This is a genomic window from Microbacterium sp. K27 (genome assembly GCF_004794435.1).
GTDB lineage: Bacteria > Actinomycetota > Actinomycetes > Actinomycetales > Microbacteriaceae > Microbacterium > Microbacterium maritypicum_A.
On record NZ_SSDK01000036.1, the window covers coordinates 45,157 to 62,209 of the forward strand.

Consider the following 17,053-nt stretch of genomic DNA (forward strand, 5'->3'; position numbering starts at 1 on the left):
GCGGGCGAAGCTGTTTACCAGCGGTAGTGAGCGAACGCGCGGTTCGACTCGGCCATCTTGTGCGTGTCCTCGCGGCGCTTGACCGCGGCACCCAGGCCGTTGGATGCGTCGAGGATCTCGTTCTGCAGACGCTCGGTCATCGTCTTCTCACGACGGCCCTTCGCGTAGCTCACGAGCCAGCGCAGAGCGAGCGTGTTGGCGCGGTGAGGCTTGACCTCGACCGGCACCTGGTAGGTCGAGCCACCGACGCGGCGGCTGCGGACCTCGAGGGTCGGGCGCACGTTGTCGAGCGCCTTCTTCAGCGTGGCGACGGCGTCCTGACCGTTCTTCGCCTCGACGCCGCGGAGGGCGCCGTAGACGATCGACTCGGCCAGCGACTTCTTGCCGTCGACGAGGATCTTGTTCACCAGCGAGGTGACGATGGGTGCGCCGTATACCGGGTCGTTGACGACGGGGCGCTTCGGGGCGGGTCCCTTACGAGGCATCTAACTCAACCCTTCTTCGCGCCGTAGCGGGAACGAGCCTGCTTACGGTTCTTGACTGCCTGGGTGTCCAGGGCGCCACGGACGATCTTGTAACGCACACCGGGGAGGTCCTTGACACGACCGCCACGCACGAGCACGAGCGAGTGCTCCTGCAGGTTGTGACCCTCACCGGGGATGTACGCGGTGACCTCGGTGCCGTTGCGGAGCTTCACACGAGCGACCTTGCGCATCGCCGAGTTCGGCTTCTTCGGGGTGGTGGTGTAGACGCGGGTGCAGACCCCGGCCTGCTGCGGGTTCGACTTGAGCGCCGGCGCCTTGGTCTTGGTGACCTTGGGCGAGCGACCCTTGCGAACCAACTGCTGAATGGTTGGCACGTTCTCTCCTCATAGTGCTGCACGGTGACAGCGTGATGGGTTTCACATCATGACCCACCGGCACGCCGGAACCGACGAGCTTTTGGTGTGATGGGTATGCCGTGGGGGCGGACCGGCATGGTGCCGGCGCCCAGCGCACACGCGGAGGCGTGCACACACCTGATCAAGTGTAATGCCGCGTAACGTAGCGGTCAAATGAGCGCAACTCCGGCCGCGCGGCCCGAGTGCAGGATCAGGGCAGATCGGGATCGAACGGCGAGTCCAGCGATTCGGTCAGCTCAGCCAGCAGTGCCTCGATCTGCGGTTCGACGTGCTGAGAGATCGCGGCCTGGATGTGTATGCGATGACGCAACAGGATCCCGCAGATCTCGCGGCCGACCATGTTGGCGTACTCGTCGGCGAGGGCGACCTCCTGGCGGAGGGCGATCTTCGCCTCCTCCGTGAGCGGGGGCAGTGCGGGCAGCGCGGCGGCGGATTCGTCTGCGAGCCCCGCGATCGTGAACAGGAACGGTGCTCCGGGCACCGGATCCGGATCGAGGGGCAGCCCGTCGAACTCGGGATCGAGGTCCTCGGCCGGGCGGTAGCTGCGGGCGCGGTTCCGCGCGGCCTGCTGATCCAGCTCGCGCTGCAGCATCGGCAGATTCCGCGCCGTGTACTCCGCGACAGCGTGATCGACGATGGTCTTGATACGCGTCGAGAGGCCGTGCTGCACGCCGTGCGGCACGTTGGCACCGATACCGGCTGCGGAGAGGATCGGCGATCCGAGGCACCGGCGGCATGGCGCGACGCGACCACGATGGGTTGCCGGCTCCCAGCGCGGCACCCAGCGCAACCATGCCTCCACGGCCTGGTCCACCTGCGTCTCCAACGAGCGCTCCACCCCACCAGAGTACGGCGCGTCGCCCGTCACCGTCGCGATTTCCCGGTCCCGGCGGGGCGCGGAGGGAGGATCGCTCGGACGTCATTCCTCTTCGTCGCGCTCCCACGGCCAACGCGGATGCTCGGCGCGCGTGCGACGCAGCGCGATCCCACCCCATCCGGCGATCAGGCCCGCCAGCACGAGGACGGCGCTCGCGCCGCCTCGCACGAGACCGCCGGCGACCGCTGTCGCGAGCACGATGCTCCCGGCGCCGACGAGGACGGCGACCCATACCGCGATCAGATGGACGAGGCCGGCGACCAGCGCGATCGCGATCGTGGCGACATACGACGGATGCGGTCGACGCAGAGTGGACCACAGCATGAGCGCGAACGAGACGACAGCCGCGATCATGCCGACCACGCCAGGGGTCTGGCCGAGATCGGGGACCGCGATGATGTCCGTGTCGGTGGCGATGCTCACGGCGCCGAGCCCGAACACCGCGAGCGCGAAGAAGCTGATGGTGGCGAGCACCACCGCCAGGATGGCCGAAACCCCCGCGGACTCGGGTCCCCGGGGGTTCGGCGTGGTGGAGTTCGTGATTACCTCGACAGCGTCGGGCCGGCCTCGAGCGTGCGCTCGTACTCGCGCTGCGCCTCGGCATTCAGCTCGGTCTTGCGAGCACCGCTTCGGGCGACCCAGGCACCGAACCAGATGGTCAGCTCGCGGGCGAACACGAAGGCCGCGATCGCGAGCGGGGCGAGCATCTGCTCCCCGACGAGGTCGAGTCCCTGGCTGGCGCTGAGCTTCCAGAACGGAGCTTCGAAGAGCTGCCCGAGGATGTGGCCCCCATACGCGATGACGCCGACGATGAGGCCGAAGACGACCCAGAGGCCCCAGCGTCCACGGTTGATGACCGCACCCAGCAGCCAGAATCCGAGGAAGAACACGACGACGGGCGTCCAGAACCCCCATGTCATCAGGGGTGCGATCGCGGTCTGGCCGATGTTCTCGCCGGTCACATCTCCGGCGATGGCACCGAGTCCGAGCGCAGCCCCCAGGTAGAGCACCGCGAAGACGAGTGTGGCCAGGAGTCCGATGGCTCCCGCGGTGCCGCGGTTGCCGCGGTCACGGGGCGGTTCGGGCGCCTGGACGAAGATGGGCTGCGGCTGTGCGGCGGCAGCGGCGACGAGCGGCTCCGACGGGACGACGCGCGTCTCGACCTCATCGCCGTACTGGGCGTACGCCGCACCGGCCATCCCCGACTGCTCGTGGCCGAACGGGACGGGCTCGCCCACGACGGGCTCGGGGTAGAACGAGGTGGTCTCGGCGTCAGCCTGAGCCCTGACCTCGTCGGCGTAGTCGCGCGACGGAGCGACCGGAGCAGGCGTCACGGCCGGCGGCGGAGAGGCGAACGTACCGGGGTGATCACGCTCGGCCTCTTCGAAAGCGGCGAGGTCGGGGTCGACCGAGGTTGCGACGGGCTTCTGATCGATGCCGTCGTTCACGCCGTCGTTGTTGCCGGGAACGTCAGCACCCGCAGCCGCAGCGGCGTCCAGGCCTTCGTTCGCACTGCCGACGACGTCGTCAACGTCAGCCGGCTTCTCGGGCTGGGGAACGTTGGGGTCACTCATGGGGTGCGCCTCTCATCGGATACGTGCACTGCGAGGGTACCTCCGCGCGAACGACCGCTTGCGGAGGCGTGCCGACGTGTCGTCATACGCGGAGACGCGTCGTCATCCGCGAGGACCGGTCGTCGCGACGCGGGTTCAGGGGAGCGCGCTGCGCAGCGCATCGCCCGCGAACTGCGCGAGCACGGGGACCATCGGCAGGGACAGCCACACGAGAGCCCCGATGATGCCGACGCACACGATCCCGGCGAACCAGCTCATCCCGAGGTTGCGTCCCCCCACCCGTGCCATGGCTCCACGCTACGGCCGAAGCCCCGACGGGCTGCGGAGCAACGCCGATATCCGGCAACGGCAGCGTCTGTCATCCTGCGGTGCGCCCGCGAAGTCGCCACAGCAGCCACAGCCCCGAGAGGGGGACGAGGAGGAACCCGAGGAGGATGAGGACGTGCCACTCCCCCACGCCGGGGACGAGGGGGTTGACGGCGGGAACCTCCGGGGGCGTCCCGGTCCCCGAAGAGCTGCTTCCCGTCTCCGACGAGGCGAGGGCCGTCAGCGTCGAGACCGTGAGGAACGAGATGCCGGTGACGACGAACGGCACGACGATAGCGATCGCCTTCTCCCAGGCCCTCCAGAGTGCACTCGCGCTCACGAGCGCGGCGCCGACGAACCAGCCGACCACGGGCACCACGATCCCTCCGAAGCTCAACGTGAGCGCCGCAGCGATCGCGAACCCTCTCGTCGATGTCGCGGGCGGACGGGGTGTGGGCGCTGCGGCGATCGTGGGAGCACCGACGATCGTCGCCGAGGGCACCTCCGCCTGGGCTTCATCCGCGATCACGACCGGATCGCCGAGATGCGCGATGCGCGCCGCCGTCGCTTCGGCGTCGAGTCCCTGCAGCTCTTCGAGGATGCCGGCACGGATGTCGCTCGCGACACCGTGCGGCAGGTTGCGCATGGCCTCGTCGAGCCGCGCGAGGTAATCCGCACGGAGGTCGTCTGCGGTGAGCTCTGTCATGGTCGTCCCTCTCCGACGATGCCCGTGACGACACGGGCGAATGGTGTCCACTGCGCACGGAACCGCTCGAGCTGATCGGTCCCGCTGGCGGTGAGCTGGTAGTACTTGCGCACCGGACCACTGCCGGAGGGCTGGTCGAAGGTGGTGACCCAGCCGTTGTCCTTCAGCCGCCCGAGCAGCGGGTACAGCGTCCCGATACTGGCGATCAATCCCGCGCCGGTGAGTGCGTCGGCCAGCTGCCAGCCGTACATCGGCTCACGCGCGAGCAGACCGAGCACGCAGTACTCGACCACGCCCTTGCGCATCTGGGCGCCGACGTCCGCTGTCATGCATGACAAGGTAGCATGCGAGACAAGTGAGCGGGAAGCGCCGGGGAGAGGAGGACCCGGGGAGGGACGGCGGTCGCCACCGAAGGGACGACCGCCCGTGCCGTCAGCCCTTCGTCGCGCCTGCCGTCAGCCCGCCCACGATGTACTTCTGCAGGAAGAGGAACAGGATCATCACCGGGATCGCGGCCATCACGGCGCCGGCCGAGAACGCGGACCAGTCTGCATACCGCGGGTTGGCGACGAGCTTGGTGAGTCCGACGACCAGCGTCTGCTGATCCACGTCGACGAGCATGACACTCGCGATCACGTACTCGTTCACGGTGCCGATGAACGACAGCAGGCCGACCACTGCGAGGATGGGGGCGACCAGACGCAGGATGATCGTGAAGAAGATGCGCGCATGACCGGCGCCGTCGATCCGGGCCGCCTCGTCGATCTCCTTCGGAATGGTGTTGAAGAAGCCGTACATCAGGTAGGTGTTCACGCCGAGCGCTCCACCGAGGTACACCAGGATCAGCCCGGTGTGCGTGTTGAGTCCGATGGCGGGGAACCAGTCCCCCAGCGTCGACATGAGCAGGAAGATCGCGACCACGGCGAGCAGCTGCGGGAACATCTGCACGACGACGATCGTGACGAGACCGACCCGTCGCCCGGCGAACCGCATGCGCGAGAAGGCATATGCGGCGCAGGCGCCGATGAAGACGGTGACCGCGCCGGTGACGACGGCGATCAGCAGCGTGTTGAGGAACCAGGTGCCGTACGGGTTCTGCGGGTCGCTCAGGATGCGCACGTAGCTGTCGATACCGATCGCGGAGAAGAGCTGGTTCGAGCCCGTCAGCGTCCCCTTCGGGTTCAGCGAAGCGGAGACGACGTAGAGCAGCGGGAACAGCGCGAAGGCGCTCACGACGATCGCGACGAGGTGTCGCCATCCGGTGTCGGCGAACCACGCGCCGAAGCTGCGGCGCCGCGGAGCGAGGCTCTGCAGGTCGTCGGTGGAGCGAGTGGCGGCGGACCGCCCGGCGGTGGGGCTGTGGGTGCTCATGTCAGTTCAGCTCCTCGAGGGCCTTGGTCTTGCGGAAGCTGATGATCGAGATCGTGGCCACCACGATGAAGATCAGGATCGTGAAGGCCGACGCCAGACCGTAGTCGCGCGTCTGCCCCGTGAAGGCGACCTTGTAGACCATCGAGATCAGGATGTCGGTGTGCCCGACGGGGATCGACACGTCGCTGAAGCGCGGACCGCCATTGGTGAGCATGTAGATCAGGTTGAAGTTGTTGAAGTTGAACGCGAACGACGAGATCAGCAGCGGCGCGACGGTGACCAGCAGCAGCGGCAGCTTGATCCGCCGGAAGACCTGCCACGGGTTCGCGCCGTCCATCACCGCGGCTTCGTTCACATCCTCGGGGATGCCCTGCAGGGCGCCCATGCAGACGAGGAACATGTACGGGAAGCCGAGCCACAGGTTCACCAGCAGCACAGACACCTTCGCGAGCACCGGGTCGGTGAGCCACGGGATCGCGGCCCCGCCGAAGATCACCTGGTTGATGAAGCCGAAGCTCTCGTTCATCATCCCGGCCCAGACCAGCGCGGAGAGGAACGCGGGGAACGCGTACGGGAGGATGAGGATGATCCGGTATCCGTTGCGGAATCGCATGCGGGTGTTGTTGAAGACGAGCGCGAGCAGGAGTCCGAGGAAGAACGTCGTCGCGACAGAGATCAGCGCGAACGCGAAGGTCCACAGCGTGACCGAGATGAGCGGGCCGCGGATCGACGAGTCGGTCACCGCGCGAACGAAGTTGTCGAACCCGACCGTCGTCTGCCATCCGGGGAGGAGCTGCTCTCCGCCTTCGGCCGTGAAGGCTCCGTCACCGGTGTCCGCGTACACGGTGCCGGTGGTGGTGTCGGTGATGGTGTCCGCGGCCTCGTCGTATTCGAGCGTCGAGACGTACAGATAGCCCTTCTGCCCGTCGGGAGCCCGCAGGCTGCCGTCGTTCGGATCATCACTGAAGGGGACCGAGAGCTTCTCCAGCTCTTCGGAGAGGGTGAAGACGGTCGCGAGCGGGAGCGTGGTCCAGCCGTCGACCGCGACGGCCTTCCCGCCCTCGAACCGGGCGTCGACCTCTTCCAGGGGCTGCTCCGCGGTGCCGAGCAGCGCGTCGCCGGACTCCGGATCGGTCGCGAGCAGCCCGTAGGTGCCGAACTGCTCGACCACCGTGACGGGGTAGGTCGGCGAATCCTCGACCCGCTCCTGGGCCGATGCGAGGAGCGAGGAGATCGCCTGGTCCTTGGTCCCGTTGTGACCCGTGCCGTAGTTCGTGAACCCGATGTAACCGGTGTAGAGCAGGGTGAAGACCTGGAACACGACCAGGAAGATGATGCCCGGCGTGAGGTACTTCGCCGCGATGCGCTTGCGGGAGAAGTAGATGTAGTTGACGAGGACGGCGACCACGACGACAATGCCGAGGATCAACCACTCCTGGTGGGCGAAGAGCACGAAGGCCGCATACAGCGCGATCGCGTCGACCACCGCCAGCAGGAGGATCTTCAGCAGCATCCAGCCGATGGGTCCGGATGCGGCCTCCGCGATCTTCGCGGCCTGGCGCTGGCGTCTGGTCGGAGGAGCTGTGCGCTCGTCGGTGTCTGTCATGTCGTCCTCGTCATGATCCTGCCGGGGCGGACGAAGACGCCCACCCCGGCAGAGTCAGTGTTCTGGCTGTTACTTGATCGCGGCGGTCACGTCGTCGACGAGCTTCTGCCACGTCGTCGTCGGGTCCTCGCCGTTGATGATCGCGGCCTCGGCCACGCCCCAGTACTGCCAGACCGCACCCATGGCCGGGATGGCGGGCATCGGGACGGCGTCGGCGCCGACGGCCTGGAAGCCGGCGATGATCGGATCGGCAGCCGCGGTGTCGGCGGCAGCGGTCAGGGCGGGCAGGATGTTGCCGGCCTTGAACAGCTCGAGCTGCACGTCTTCGGTGCCGATGTAGTTGACGAGGAAGTCGTTGGCCGCGACCTTGTTCTTCGACTCGGAGCTCACGAAGAAGCCCTTGACGCCGGCGAACGGCGAGGCGGTCTCACCGGTCGGGCTCGGGATCGGGTCGATCGCGACGTTGATGCCCGCGTCGGTGGCCGCGCCCACGTTCCACGGACCGGTCAGCCAGAAGGCCGCGGTGCCGTCGAGGAACTGCTGCTTGGCGATCTCGCCGTCGACGTCGGTGTTCAGCACGCCCGCTGCGCCCTGTGCGCCCAGCCAGTCGGCGAAGGCGAAGCCGCCCGCACTGCCCAGCTGGAGGTCGGTGGAGTCGTAGCTGCCGGTGTCATCGGTGCCGAACACCGGGGCCCCGAAAGCGGTCTGGAACGGATACAGGTGGTACGGGTTGCCCTCGGTCCCCTGCTCCACGACGAACGTGCCCTTCGAGACCATGTCGTCGAAGCTGGTCGCCGCGGCGGGGACGAGATCGGCGTTGCGGAGCACCGCGATGTTCTCGACGGCGTACGGAAGCATGTAGACGGTGCCATCGTAGGTGGCGGCCTGCAGGGCGACGGGGAGGTAGTCCTCGGAGCTGTCACCCAGCTCGATCGGCGCGACCACTCCGTTCGTGGAGAGCTCGCCCAGCCAGTCGTGCGCGCCCATGACGATGTCGGGGCCCTTGCCGGTCGGGACCTGCTGGATGAAGTCGTCCTTCATGTCGTCGACCGACTTGCCCGTGAGCTCGACCTTGACGCCGGTCTTCTCCTGGTAGGCGTCTGCCGCGCCCTGCAGTGCATCGACGCGCTCGGCATCGACCCAGACGACCAGCTTCCCGCTGTCGTCGGAGCCCGAGGTGTCGTCGCTGCTGGTCCCCGTGGAGCAGCCGGCAAGCGTCAGAGTCGAAACGATGGCGATCGCGCCCGCGGCGACGATGCCCCTCTTGTTCACCTTCATTGGTGTGTGCCTCTCTCAGTGCTGATCACCTGCAAGGACTGCAAGCGCTTACAGTATGCATCGAAATCGACGCTGTTTGCAATGAGAGTGGGCGTCGATATCAACCCGTGACCGAGAGAAGGGTGCCCGTCAGGTGTGAAAACGCTTCCACCTGCAGAGAAGAGGTCGCCCCGTAGACTGCCGACATGGCTGATGGTTCGCTTCGCATCGCGCGGATGACGGCAGGGATCGTCCTGGCGTTCTCCGCTGCTGTCCTCAGCGGGTGCACCGCGTTCGCCACCGGCTACGCCGTTCTGGACCGTGAAGCCGAAGGCGCAGACGCCCTTCCGGACGCGTTCATCGAGCAGGACCCCGCAGACATCGCCGACCTTTCGTCGGCGCGGTACGTCGGCGAGCATTCCGGCAGCTCGCTCTGGCTGTTGCGCGGGGTGGATCAGGGCTCTGTCTGCATACTCGCCTATCGGGACGAGACCGCAGGGATCATGGGGTGCGGCAGCGAAGGCGGCCCCGTCGAGATGAGCGGCCCCGCCGGCCATTTCGTGACCGTTCCGGACGACTACCCCGCCCCGGACGGAGCCACCCGGATCTCCGACAATGTGTACGCGCTGAGCCCCTGAGTAGGATGAAACCATGGCTGACAGTTCATTTGACATCGTCTCGAAGGTCGACCACCAGGAGGCGGAGAACGCCCTGAACCAGGCCCGCAAGGAGATCGAGCAGCGCTACGACTTCAAGGGCACCGGTGCGTCGATCGCCTGGAGCGGCGAGAGCATCCTCATCATCGCGAACACCGAGGAGCGGGCCAAGGCCGTGCTCGACGTGTTCCAGTCCAAGCTCATCAAGCGGGGCATCTCCCTGAAGAGCCTCGAGTCGGGCGACCCGTTCGCCAGCGGCAAGGAGTTCCGCATCGTCTCGACACTCAAGGACGGCATCTCCTCGGAGAACGCGAAGAAGATCAACAAGATCATCCGCGACGAAGGCCCCAAGGGAGTCAAGAGCCAGATCCAGGGCGACGAGCTGCGCGTGCAATCCAAGAGCCGGGACGACCTGCAGTCGGTCATCGCACTGCTCAAGGGTGCCGACCTCGATCTCGACTTGCAGTTCATCAACTACCGGTAAGCCGCCGCGACACGTCGCGGGGAGGGGGTCGGGTGCAGCGCACTCGGCCCCCTCTCTCGTCATTGTTGGATTGCATACCGATATATGGGTTGCGGTGCCCAAGACTGGGAGTGGTCGACTCAATGCGACCGATGACGCGAACGCCGCATGACGCACTGCCGTCGTAGGGCTACGCGATCTCGGGATTGCGAGCTTGCCCTCGTGGGGACGAGGCCGCGGCAGTTCCATGCGCTCGCGTCTTCGGTGGCCGGCGGATGCCCTGCATCCGCCGGCCACGGAACCGCGAGCAAGAAGACCGCGAGTAAGAAGAGCCCACCTGAGTCACGCTGCGCGCCCCCACGCGGTTCGCGGACTCGGGTGGGGCTGTTGGCATCCGATGCGACTTCATGATGTAGTTGCCCTCCCGGGCGAATCATGGGGCGCTCGGGATCAGAAGGACAACTGGGGGCAGGTCCATGGCGAGTATCGGATCGACGAACATCGGAGAGAGCAAGCAGCTCTTGGCCGAGGAGGTCTTCCACCACATCGGAAGGCAGATCATCGACGGCACGTTGGCAGAGGGTGAGCGCATCCGCGATGTCGACGTCGCCGAAGAGCTGCATGTGTCGCGCACACCTGTTCGAGAGGCGCTTCAGCGCCTGGAGCGACTGGGAATGGTCACGATGTACCCGAGCCGGTACACCGAGGTCACGGCGGTGACGCCCGAGACGATGGCGCAGTCGCTCGAGTTCGCGGGGTATCAGGCCGGAATCGCGGCGCGACTGGCGGTGCCGAGGCTCACGGCGGCTCAGCGCGAGCATGTCATCACGCTCGTCGCCGCGATGAATGCGTCATTGGACGACCTGGCGACGACCTCCGGCGCCCGTTGGGCCGTGTTCTCGTACCTGGGCTCGCACAGCGGCAACGAGCAGCATCGCACACTGATCGACGATGCGAGCATGGTGCTTTTCCGCAACCTTCGGGACTGGGTGGTTCCCGCGTCCGATCGGGCGCGGATGGGGCAGGTCTACGACGATTTCCGCGACGCCGTGCGCGATGCCGACGGCGATGGAGCCGAACGCCTGGTCAGGGCGATGTACTACCTGTGAGCCCCGTCACAGCGCCGCGCGCCAACCCGTGACCCATCTGTCCAAGCGCCGGTAGGCGTCCTCCCGCGCGTCGTGTCGGGAGAGGAAGACGTCGTGGAGCGCGCCGTCGATGCGCTCGACGGTCACACTGGGACCGAGGCGGAGTGCCGCACGCGCGATGTCGTCGACCACCAGCACCGAGTCGGCGGAGGTGAGATCGTTCGACCAGCGCGTCGGCGGCACGAATCGTGCCGAGAGCAATACACATACCGGTGCGGTGATCGACAGCCCCGCGGCCACCGTCTTGTGCCCGGAGAGCACGGCGTGCAGCCACCCCGCGTACACCGCCATGGTCTGCGCGGGACGCCACACCGGGTTGACCTCCATCGGGTCGTCCGGATCGGCGACCTCCTGCTGCGCGCGGGTGTAGAAGCCGAGGTCGATCTGCGGTGCGGCCTCCATCGGCCGGATACGCGCCTGCAGCTCGACCATCGGCGCGATCGCGGCCCTCGCCGGCGCGAACTGGAATTCCAGCCAGGGGCTGTTGAGGATCACCGCGTCGGCCGCGCCCGGGTGCCGGGAAGCCCACAGGCTCAACGTCAGGCCGCCCGTGGAATGCCCGAGAAGAACGAGTCGTCGATCGGATTCGAGGCCGCCCTCACCTCGACCCATCGCATCCAGCGCTGCCCCGATGTCCTCGTCGTAGATGGCGAGGTCGGCGATGTAGCCCGGGGTCTGCCCGTCGCGGAGGCTGCGACCGTACTTCCGCAGGTCGAGGGCGAAGAAGCGGGCCCCCCGAGACGTCCAGAATCGAGCGAGCCGCTTCTGGAAGAAGTAGTCGGACCAACCGTGCACGTACAGCACATCGACTCCGTCGAGAGGCGGACGATTGCCGCTCGCCCGCGCCCACAGACCGGGCCTCTTCGGCAGCGCACGCACCAGAGTCGCCACCACGGGGCCCTGATCGTCCGTGCCGAGATCCAGCGTCAGCTGCTCGAACTCGTCGCCCAGGACATCAGGGATCCACTCGGCCATGCGTTCCTCCCCCGTCGTCGCCAGGCTAGCCGAGAGCGCGACCGGTCGGGGGAAGGCCGACCGCGACCGCGCTATTCGCCGCGCGAGACGCGGACCATCTCGTCGCGCGGGACCACCTTCACGCGGGCGCGCTCCTCCGGGGCGCCGAGAGCGATCTCGTGCTCGTCGAGGCGGTGCCAGCCATCGAGGTCGGTCCAGCGCACACCGCGCTCCTGCAGGAGTTCGACGATCGCCTCCTCCGAGGGGTCCTCCGGGTGCCACCAGGAACCCTGATCGTTGATGATGTGGCGCACGGTCTCCATCGCATCGGACTTCGTGTGCCCGATCAGCCCGACCGGGCCGCGCTTGATCCATCCGGTCGCGTAGATGCCGGGCACGCGGTCGTTCGAGTCCTTCGCGAGGACCTGGCCCTCGCGGTTCGGGATCACCCCGTGCTTCTTGTCGAACGGAACGCCGGGAAGCGGGGATCCGAAGTAGCCGATGGCACGGTAGAGAGCCTGCAGGGGCACCTCGCGCAACTCGCCGGTGCCGACCGCGCCACCCTGGCCGTCGGGCCGGGTGCGCTCGTACACGAGAGCCGCGACGCGACCGTTCTCGTCCTTGCGGACCTCGACCGGCTTCGCCCAGAAGTGCAGATGCAGACGGCGCGATGCCGTGCCTCCGGCGTTGTTGACCGAATCCCGTTTGCGCCACGACTGCAGGATGCGATCGATGACCATGACCTGCTTGTTGCTGGCGACGGCGTCTTTGGCGGCATCGTCGTAGTCGAAGTCCTCGTCGTAGACGACCATGTCGACGTCGCGCAGCTCGCCGAGCTCGCGCAGTTCGAGCGGGGTGAACTTGACCTGCGCCGGCCCCCGCCGCCCGAACACGTGCACATCCGTGATCTCGCTGGCCTTGAGGCCCTCGTAGACGTTGGCCGGCACCTCGGTGACGAGCAGGTCCTCCGCGTGCTTGGCCAGCATGCGGGCCACGTCGAGCGCGACGTTGCCGTTGCCGAGCACGCCGACGGAAGCGGCGTCGAGCGGCCATTCACGCGGCACGTCGGGGTGGCCGTCGAACCAGCTGACGTAGTCCGCCGCCCCGTACGAGGCGACGGCATCGATGCCGGGGATGTCGAGCGAGGTGTCGCGGATCGCACCGGTCGCGAAGATCACCGCGTTGTAGTGCTTCTTGAGGTCTTCGAGGGTGATGTCCTCGCCGAAGCGGACGTTGCCGAACAGGCGGATGTCACCGCGGTCCAGCACGTCGCGAAGGGCGGTGATGATGCCCTTGATGCGGGGGTGGTCAGGGGCGACGCCGTAGCGCACCAGTCCGTACGGCGCGGGGAGTTGTTCGAACAGGTCGATCGAGACGTCGAACTTGCGCTCCGCCTTCAGCAGGATGTCCGCCGCGTAGATGCCGGCGGGGCCCGCACCGACGATGGCCAGTCTGAGCTTGGTCATGGGAGGTCCTTTCGTATGCCGTCGCAGCCGGTGCCCGCGGCCCGAAGGGCCGCCGCGCGGAGTCAGCTGGAGCGTTCGGCGAGGGTCTCAGCGAATCGGGTCAGCGCCTCGCGCACGGTTCCGCGCGGGAGAGGTCGGAGAGCGTCGACGGCGTCGCGCGTCCACGCGTGGGCGAGCTCGAGGGTCTTCTGCGTCACGACGTGGTCGCGCAACTCGTCCAACGGGCCGTCGAGGATGGCCGGGTCCGCGCCGTCGGCGATGAGGGCGACGCCGTCATCGATGCGCGCCGCGAGGTCGATCGACGCCTCGTCCCCCTCCGCCTTGAGCAGCAGATACGGCATCGTCGGAACGCCGGCGCGCAGGTCGGTGCCCGGCACCTTGCCGGTCTCCTCGGGCTTCGCGGAGAGGTCGATCACGTCGTCGAGCAACTGGAACGCGACTCCGATCTTCTCGCCGTACACGCGCAGGGGCTCCTCGTACTCCGAGGGAGCGTTGGAGAAGATCACCCCGCCCTGCGTGGCCGCGGCGATCAGGGAGCCCGTCTTGTCGGCGAGCACCTGGATGTAGAACTCGATCGGGTCGTCGCCGTCCTGCGGTCCCAGGGTCTCGTGCATCTGCCCGAGCACCAGACGCTCGAACGTGTCGGCCTGGAGACGGATGGCACGCTCCCCCAGCCGCGACATCAGCTGGCTGGCGCGGGAGAACAGGATGTCGCCCGTGAGGATCGCGATGTTGTTGCCCCACACGGCATGCGCGGCGGGAACCCCTCGGCGGCGGTCGGCACCGTCCATCACGTCGTCGTGGTACAGCGAGCCGAGATGCGTGATCTCGAGGGCCTTCGCGACGTCGATGACCTCGGTGGTGTTGCCGTCGCCGAGCTGCGCGGCGAGGAGCGTGAGCACGGGACGGATGCGCTTGCCGCCCGCCTCGTACAGGTAACGGCTGGCGGCGTCGGCCAGCGGGTCGGCGACGCGGACGTCGTCGGCCAGGCCGGTCTCGACGAGCTCCAGCCCGTCTTCGATGGCGCGCGCGACACGTCGGGCGGCAGGGCCGATGAAGACGCGATCGCTGAAGCCGAGACGGCTCGCCAGTCGCGAACCCGGGGCGATGGGGCTCGAAGTCACGTTCTCAGCCTACCTTCGTCGGATGTCGAGGTTTCGCCCGAGAGACTCACTCCGGCTTGCGCGCTCTGTGCAGGGCCACGATGCCGAACGAGAGATTGCGGTAGGCGACGTCGCTCCAGCCCGCCTCGCGGATCCAGGCGGAGAGCCGCTTCTGGTCCGGCCACTCGCGGATCGACTCGTTCAGATAGTCGTAGGCGTCGCCGTTCGTACCGGCGACGCGGGCCACCCGCGGGAGCACCTGGGCGTTGTAGAAGCGGTAGGCACTGCGGAAGAGCTTTCCCGGCGGGGTCGAGAACTCGTTGATCACGAGTCGCCCTCCGGGCTTGGTCACGCGGTAGAGCTCGCTCAGCGCCTTCTTCGGATCGTTCACGTTGCGCAGCGCGTACGACATCGTGACCGCGTCGAACGTCGCATCCGGGAACGGAAGATCCGTGGCATCGGCCTGCACGAACGACAGGTTGCGCATGGCGCCGTGCCGGCGCTCGCCCTCGGCGAGCATGCCGGGAGAGAAATCGGCCGCGACCACCTCGGCACCGCTCCGCGCAAGGGACGCCGATGACGAGGCCGTGCCCGCCCCCAGGTCGAGGATCCGCTCCCCCGGCTTCGGAGCGACCGCTCGGGTGGTCGCCGCACGCCACAGCACGTCGTTGCCGAAGGTCATCGCGGTGTTCGTCCGGTCGTACCCTGCGGCGACCTGGTCGAACATGCCGCTGACGCGGGCGGGGTCCTTGCCGAGATCGGCGCGGTTCTTCTCGTTCGAGGTCACGAGTTCAGTCTAGGCGCGAGGCCCAGCGCTTCGAGGCGGTCGAGCCAGGGATCGGCGGTCGCATCGTCGAACGGCGCGACCCGGGCCCGCACCCGCTCCTCGAGGTCGAGCGCGAGGGCTTCCAGATGCGCCATGACATCGGTCGGGTAGCCGTAACGGGCACTGTGGTCGGCCCATTCGTCGCGGTCGTCGACCCACGTTCCCCGTTCCCCTTCCACGCGCACCACGTCGAGGTCCATGTCGATCCCGGTCGCCAGCAGCGGATCATCGGACCAGCGGATGTCCCACCCCAGATCGATGTAGATGCGCATGCCCTTGCGGTGACGGCGATTGACGGTGAGCGCATGGTCACCGCTCGACGGGACCAGGGTGACGTTCGGACCGCCCGCGTGGAACTCGGCGCCGGGGCGCACACTGTGCCAACCGACGGGCTGCCCGATCCAGTCACCCCACTCGTCGGCGCCGAGATAGACGCACTCGTGCCGCCAGTGCGGCGAGCCATCCCATTTGCGCCATTGGAAGACCATCTCGGTGCCGGGTGCAGGACGTGCGTCGCTCATCCGCTCACCCTACGACCACGCGGATCCACGCGCCCTGAGCGGCATAGGCTGGAGACGTGCACACCACCCACCTGGTCGTGGAGACCCGCGAGATCGACCCGGTCGAAGACCTCCTGGCCTACGCGGACCCCGCCCGCCCTCTTGCCTGGCTGCGCCGCGGAGACGGGATCGTCGCCGTCGGCCGACCGCTCACGGAGATCCGTCCCGCGGTCGAAGCGGGAACGTCACGCGTCGAGACCCTCGCGGCTGCCTGGCGCACCATGGCGGCGCAGTCCGACATCTCCGACCCGATGGGCCTCCCGGGCACGGGGCTCGTGGCCTTCGGGGCATTCGCGTTCGACGAGGACTCGGCCGCGGACAGCGTGCTCGTGGTGCCCACGCAGGTGGTGGGGCGACACGGCGACCGGTTCTGGCGCACCACGCTCCGCCTCGCCGGCGCTCCGGACGACCGTGACGAGCTCGTCACCCAGCCTTACGGCCCGCACTGGGCCGGCACCGTCGGCCCAGGAGCGCAGAGCCCGCAGGGATACCAGGATTCGGTGCGCCGCGCCCTCGCCCGCATCGCCGACGGCGACCTGAGCAAGGTCGTGCTGGCCCGCGACCTCACCGGGAGCATCCCGGCAGGCTCCGACCTGCGTCGGCTCGTGCGCGCCCTTTCGACCGGCTACCCCGACACGTGGGCGTTCGCCGTCGACGGGCTGATCGGTGCGAGCCCGGAGACGCTCGTCACCGTGCACGACGGAACCGTCACCGCACGGGTGCTGGCGGGGACGATCGGCCGTGGCGCGGACGCCGACGCCGACACCGCCGCATCCGCTCACCTCGCGTCGAGCGTCAAAGACCTCGACGAACACCAGTACGCCGTGCAGAGCGTGCTCGCCTCGCTCCGATCCCACACCCGGGCGCTGGCGGCGAGCGAACAGCCCTTCCTGTTGAAGCTGCCGAATCTGTTCCATCTGGCCACCGACGTCGAGGGCGAGCTGGCCGATGGGGAGAGCGCGCTCGACCTGGTGCGGGCACTGCATCCGACCGCCGCCGTCGCCGGCACGCCGACACCGGCGGCGATCGACGCGATCCGCGAGCTCGAACCCTTCGACCGCGGGCGCTATGCCGGCCCCGTGGGCTGGGTGGATGCCGCCGGCAACGGCGAATGGGCGATCGCGCTGCGCTGCGCGCAGTTCGCCGAGCGCCAGGGAGAGATCGGCGTCACGGCCTACGCGGGCGCCGGAATCGTCGCCGGCTCCGACCCGGAGAGCGAACTGCTCGAGACGCGCGTGAAGTTCCGCCCCCTGGTCGACGCGCTGGCCTGACCGCGGCC

At 67.9% G+C, this 17,053-nt stretch carries 20 protein-coding genes; 4 read left to right on the plus strand and 16 right to left on the minus strand.

What is annotated here, in order from left to right:
• Positions 1-14: 14 nt before the first annotated feature.
• From rpsG to DW307_RS07545, 11 genes are all read right to left on the minus strand, one after another.
• Positions 15-485, minus strand: coding sequence for a 30S ribosomal protein S7 (gene rpsG / locus DW307_RS07500; RefSeq protein ID WP_017201608.1), 471 nt, complete (start codon positions 483-485; stop codon positions 15-17).
• Between the two features lie 5 nt (positions 486-490).
• On the minus strand, positions 491-859 hold the full coding sequence (gene rpsL, locus DW307_RS07505) for a 30S ribosomal protein S12 (protein WP_017201609.1): 369 nt from the start codon (positions 857-859) through the stop codon (positions 491-493).
• A gap of 232 nt (positions 860-1,091) precedes the next feature.
• Positions 1,092-1,739 carry a hypothetical protein gene (locus tag DW307_RS07510; RefSeq protein ID WP_029258210.1) on the minus strand — a complete coding sequence of 216 codons (648 nt, stop codon included), beginning with the start codon at positions 1,737-1,739 and terminating at the stop codon, positions 1,092-1,094.
• An 81-nt stretch (positions 1,740-1,820) separates the two neighbouring features.
• Entirely contained in the window at positions 1,821-2,252 is a 432-nt protein-coding gene (locus DW307_RS07515; RefSeq protein WP_136024413.1) for a hypothetical protein, read from the minus strand.
• Positions 2,253-2,320: 68 nt separating this feature from the next.
• Positions 2,321-3,352: an ABC transporter gene (locus DW307_RS07520; protein WP_136024414.1), complete on the minus strand. Its 1,032-nt coding sequence runs from the start codon at positions 3,350-3,352 to the stop codon at positions 2,321-2,323.
• Positions 3,353-3,487: 135 nt separating this feature from the next.
• Positions 3,488-3,640, minus strand: a complete 153-nt coding sequence (locus DW307_RS18070) for a hypothetical protein (protein WP_021201129.1) — start codon at positions 3,638-3,640, stop codon at positions 3,488-3,490.
• A 70-nt stretch (positions 3,641-3,710) separates the two neighbouring features.
• Positions 3,711-4,364, minus strand: a complete 654-nt coding sequence (locus DW307_RS07525) for an HAAS signaling domain-containing protein (RefSeq protein WP_136024415.1) — start codon at positions 4,362-4,364, stop codon at positions 3,711-3,713.
• On the minus strand, positions 4,361-4,693 hold the full coding sequence (locus DW307_RS07530) for a PadR family transcriptional regulator (protein ID WP_168441002.1): 333 nt from the start codon (positions 4,691-4,693) through the stop codon (positions 4,361-4,363). Before DW307_RS07530 ends, DW307_RS07525 begins: the two co-directional genes overlap by 4 nt.
• Positions 4,694-4,796: 103 nt before the next feature.
• Complete coding sequence (locus DW307_RS07535) at positions 4,797-5,735, minus strand: sugar ABC transporter permease (RefSeq protein ID WP_029267386.1); 939 nt, start codon at positions 5,733-5,735, stop codon at positions 4,797-4,799.
• A gap of 1 nt (position 5,736) precedes the next feature.
• The gene (locus DW307_RS07540) at positions 5,737-7,341 is read right to left on the minus strand and encodes an ABC transporter permease subunit (RefSeq protein ID WP_136024416.1); all 1,605 of its coding nucleotides are present in this window, start codon (positions 7,339-7,341) and stop codon (positions 5,737-5,739) included.
• Between the two features lie 69 nt (positions 7,342-7,410).
• Entirely contained in the window at positions 7,411-8,619 is a 1,209-nt protein-coding gene (locus DW307_RS07545; RefSeq protein WP_029267389.1) for a sugar ABC transporter substrate-binding protein, read from the minus strand.
• A gap of 185 nt (positions 8,620-8,804) precedes the next feature.
• Here DW307_RS07545 and DW307_RS07550 point away from each other — a divergent pair, with 185 nt between their 5' ends.
• The 3 genes from DW307_RS07550 (at position 8,805) to DW307_RS07560 (ending at position 10,826) form a co-directional block, all read left to right on the plus strand.
• Positions 8,805-9,236, plus strand: a complete 432-nt coding sequence (locus DW307_RS07550) for a hypothetical protein (RefSeq protein WP_136024417.1) — start codon at positions 8,805-8,807, stop codon at positions 9,234-9,236.
• A 13-nt stretch (positions 9,237-9,249) separates the two neighbouring features.
• On the plus strand, positions 9,250-9,738 hold the full coding sequence (locus DW307_RS07555; protein WP_017829222.1) for a YajQ family cyclic di-GMP-binding protein: 489 nt from the start codon (positions 9,250-9,252) through the stop codon (positions 9,736-9,738).
• A 455-nt stretch (positions 9,739-10,193) separates the two neighbouring features.
• Positions 10,194-10,826: a GntR family transcriptional regulator gene (locus DW307_RS07560; protein WP_021201136.1), complete on the plus strand. Its 633-nt coding sequence runs from the start codon at positions 10,194-10,196 to the stop codon at positions 10,824-10,826.
• 6 nt (positions 10,827-10,832) lie between these two features.
• On the opposite strand, the gene DW307_RS07565 is transcribed toward DW307_RS07560, so the two are convergent.
• From DW307_RS07565 to DW307_RS07585, 5 genes are all read right to left on the minus strand, one after another.
• The gene (locus tag DW307_RS07565) at positions 10,833-11,840 is read right to left on the minus strand and encodes an alpha/beta hydrolase (protein ID WP_029258218.1); all 1,008 of its coding nucleotides are present in this window, start codon (positions 11,838-11,840) and stop codon (positions 10,833-10,835) included.
• A 71-nt stretch (positions 11,841-11,911) separates the two neighbouring features.
• The gene (locus DW307_RS07570) at positions 11,912-13,285 is read right to left on the minus strand and encodes an FAD-dependent oxidoreductase (protein WP_029258219.1); all 1,374 of its coding nucleotides are present in this window, start codon (positions 13,283-13,285) and stop codon (positions 11,912-11,914) included.
• A 62-nt stretch (positions 13,286-13,347) separates the two neighbouring features.
• Entirely contained in the window at positions 13,348-14,409 is a 1,062-nt protein-coding gene (locus DW307_RS07575; protein WP_021201139.1) for a polyprenyl synthetase family protein, read from the minus strand.
• Between the two features lie 46 nt (positions 14,410-14,455).
• Complete coding sequence (locus tag DW307_RS07580; protein ID WP_029258220.1) at positions 14,456-15,175, minus strand: class I SAM-dependent methyltransferase; 720 nt, start codon at positions 15,173-15,175, stop codon at positions 14,456-14,458.
• Complete coding sequence (locus DW307_RS07585; protein WP_136024418.1) at positions 15,172-15,735, minus strand: hypothetical protein; 564 nt, start codon at positions 15,733-15,735, stop codon at positions 15,172-15,174. The genes DW307_RS07580 and DW307_RS07585 overlap by 4 nt, the downstream gene beginning before the upstream one ends.
• A gap of 56 nt (positions 15,736-15,791) precedes the next feature.
• Between DW307_RS07585 and DW307_RS07590 the strand changes: the two genes are divergently transcribed.
• Positions 15,792-17,045 (plus strand): isochorismate synthase, encoded by a 1,254-nt coding sequence (locus DW307_RS07590; RefSeq protein WP_136024419.1) that lies wholly within the window; start codon positions 15,792-15,794, stop codon positions 17,043-17,045.
• The last annotated feature ends 8 nt before the right edge of the window (positions 17,046-17,053 follow it).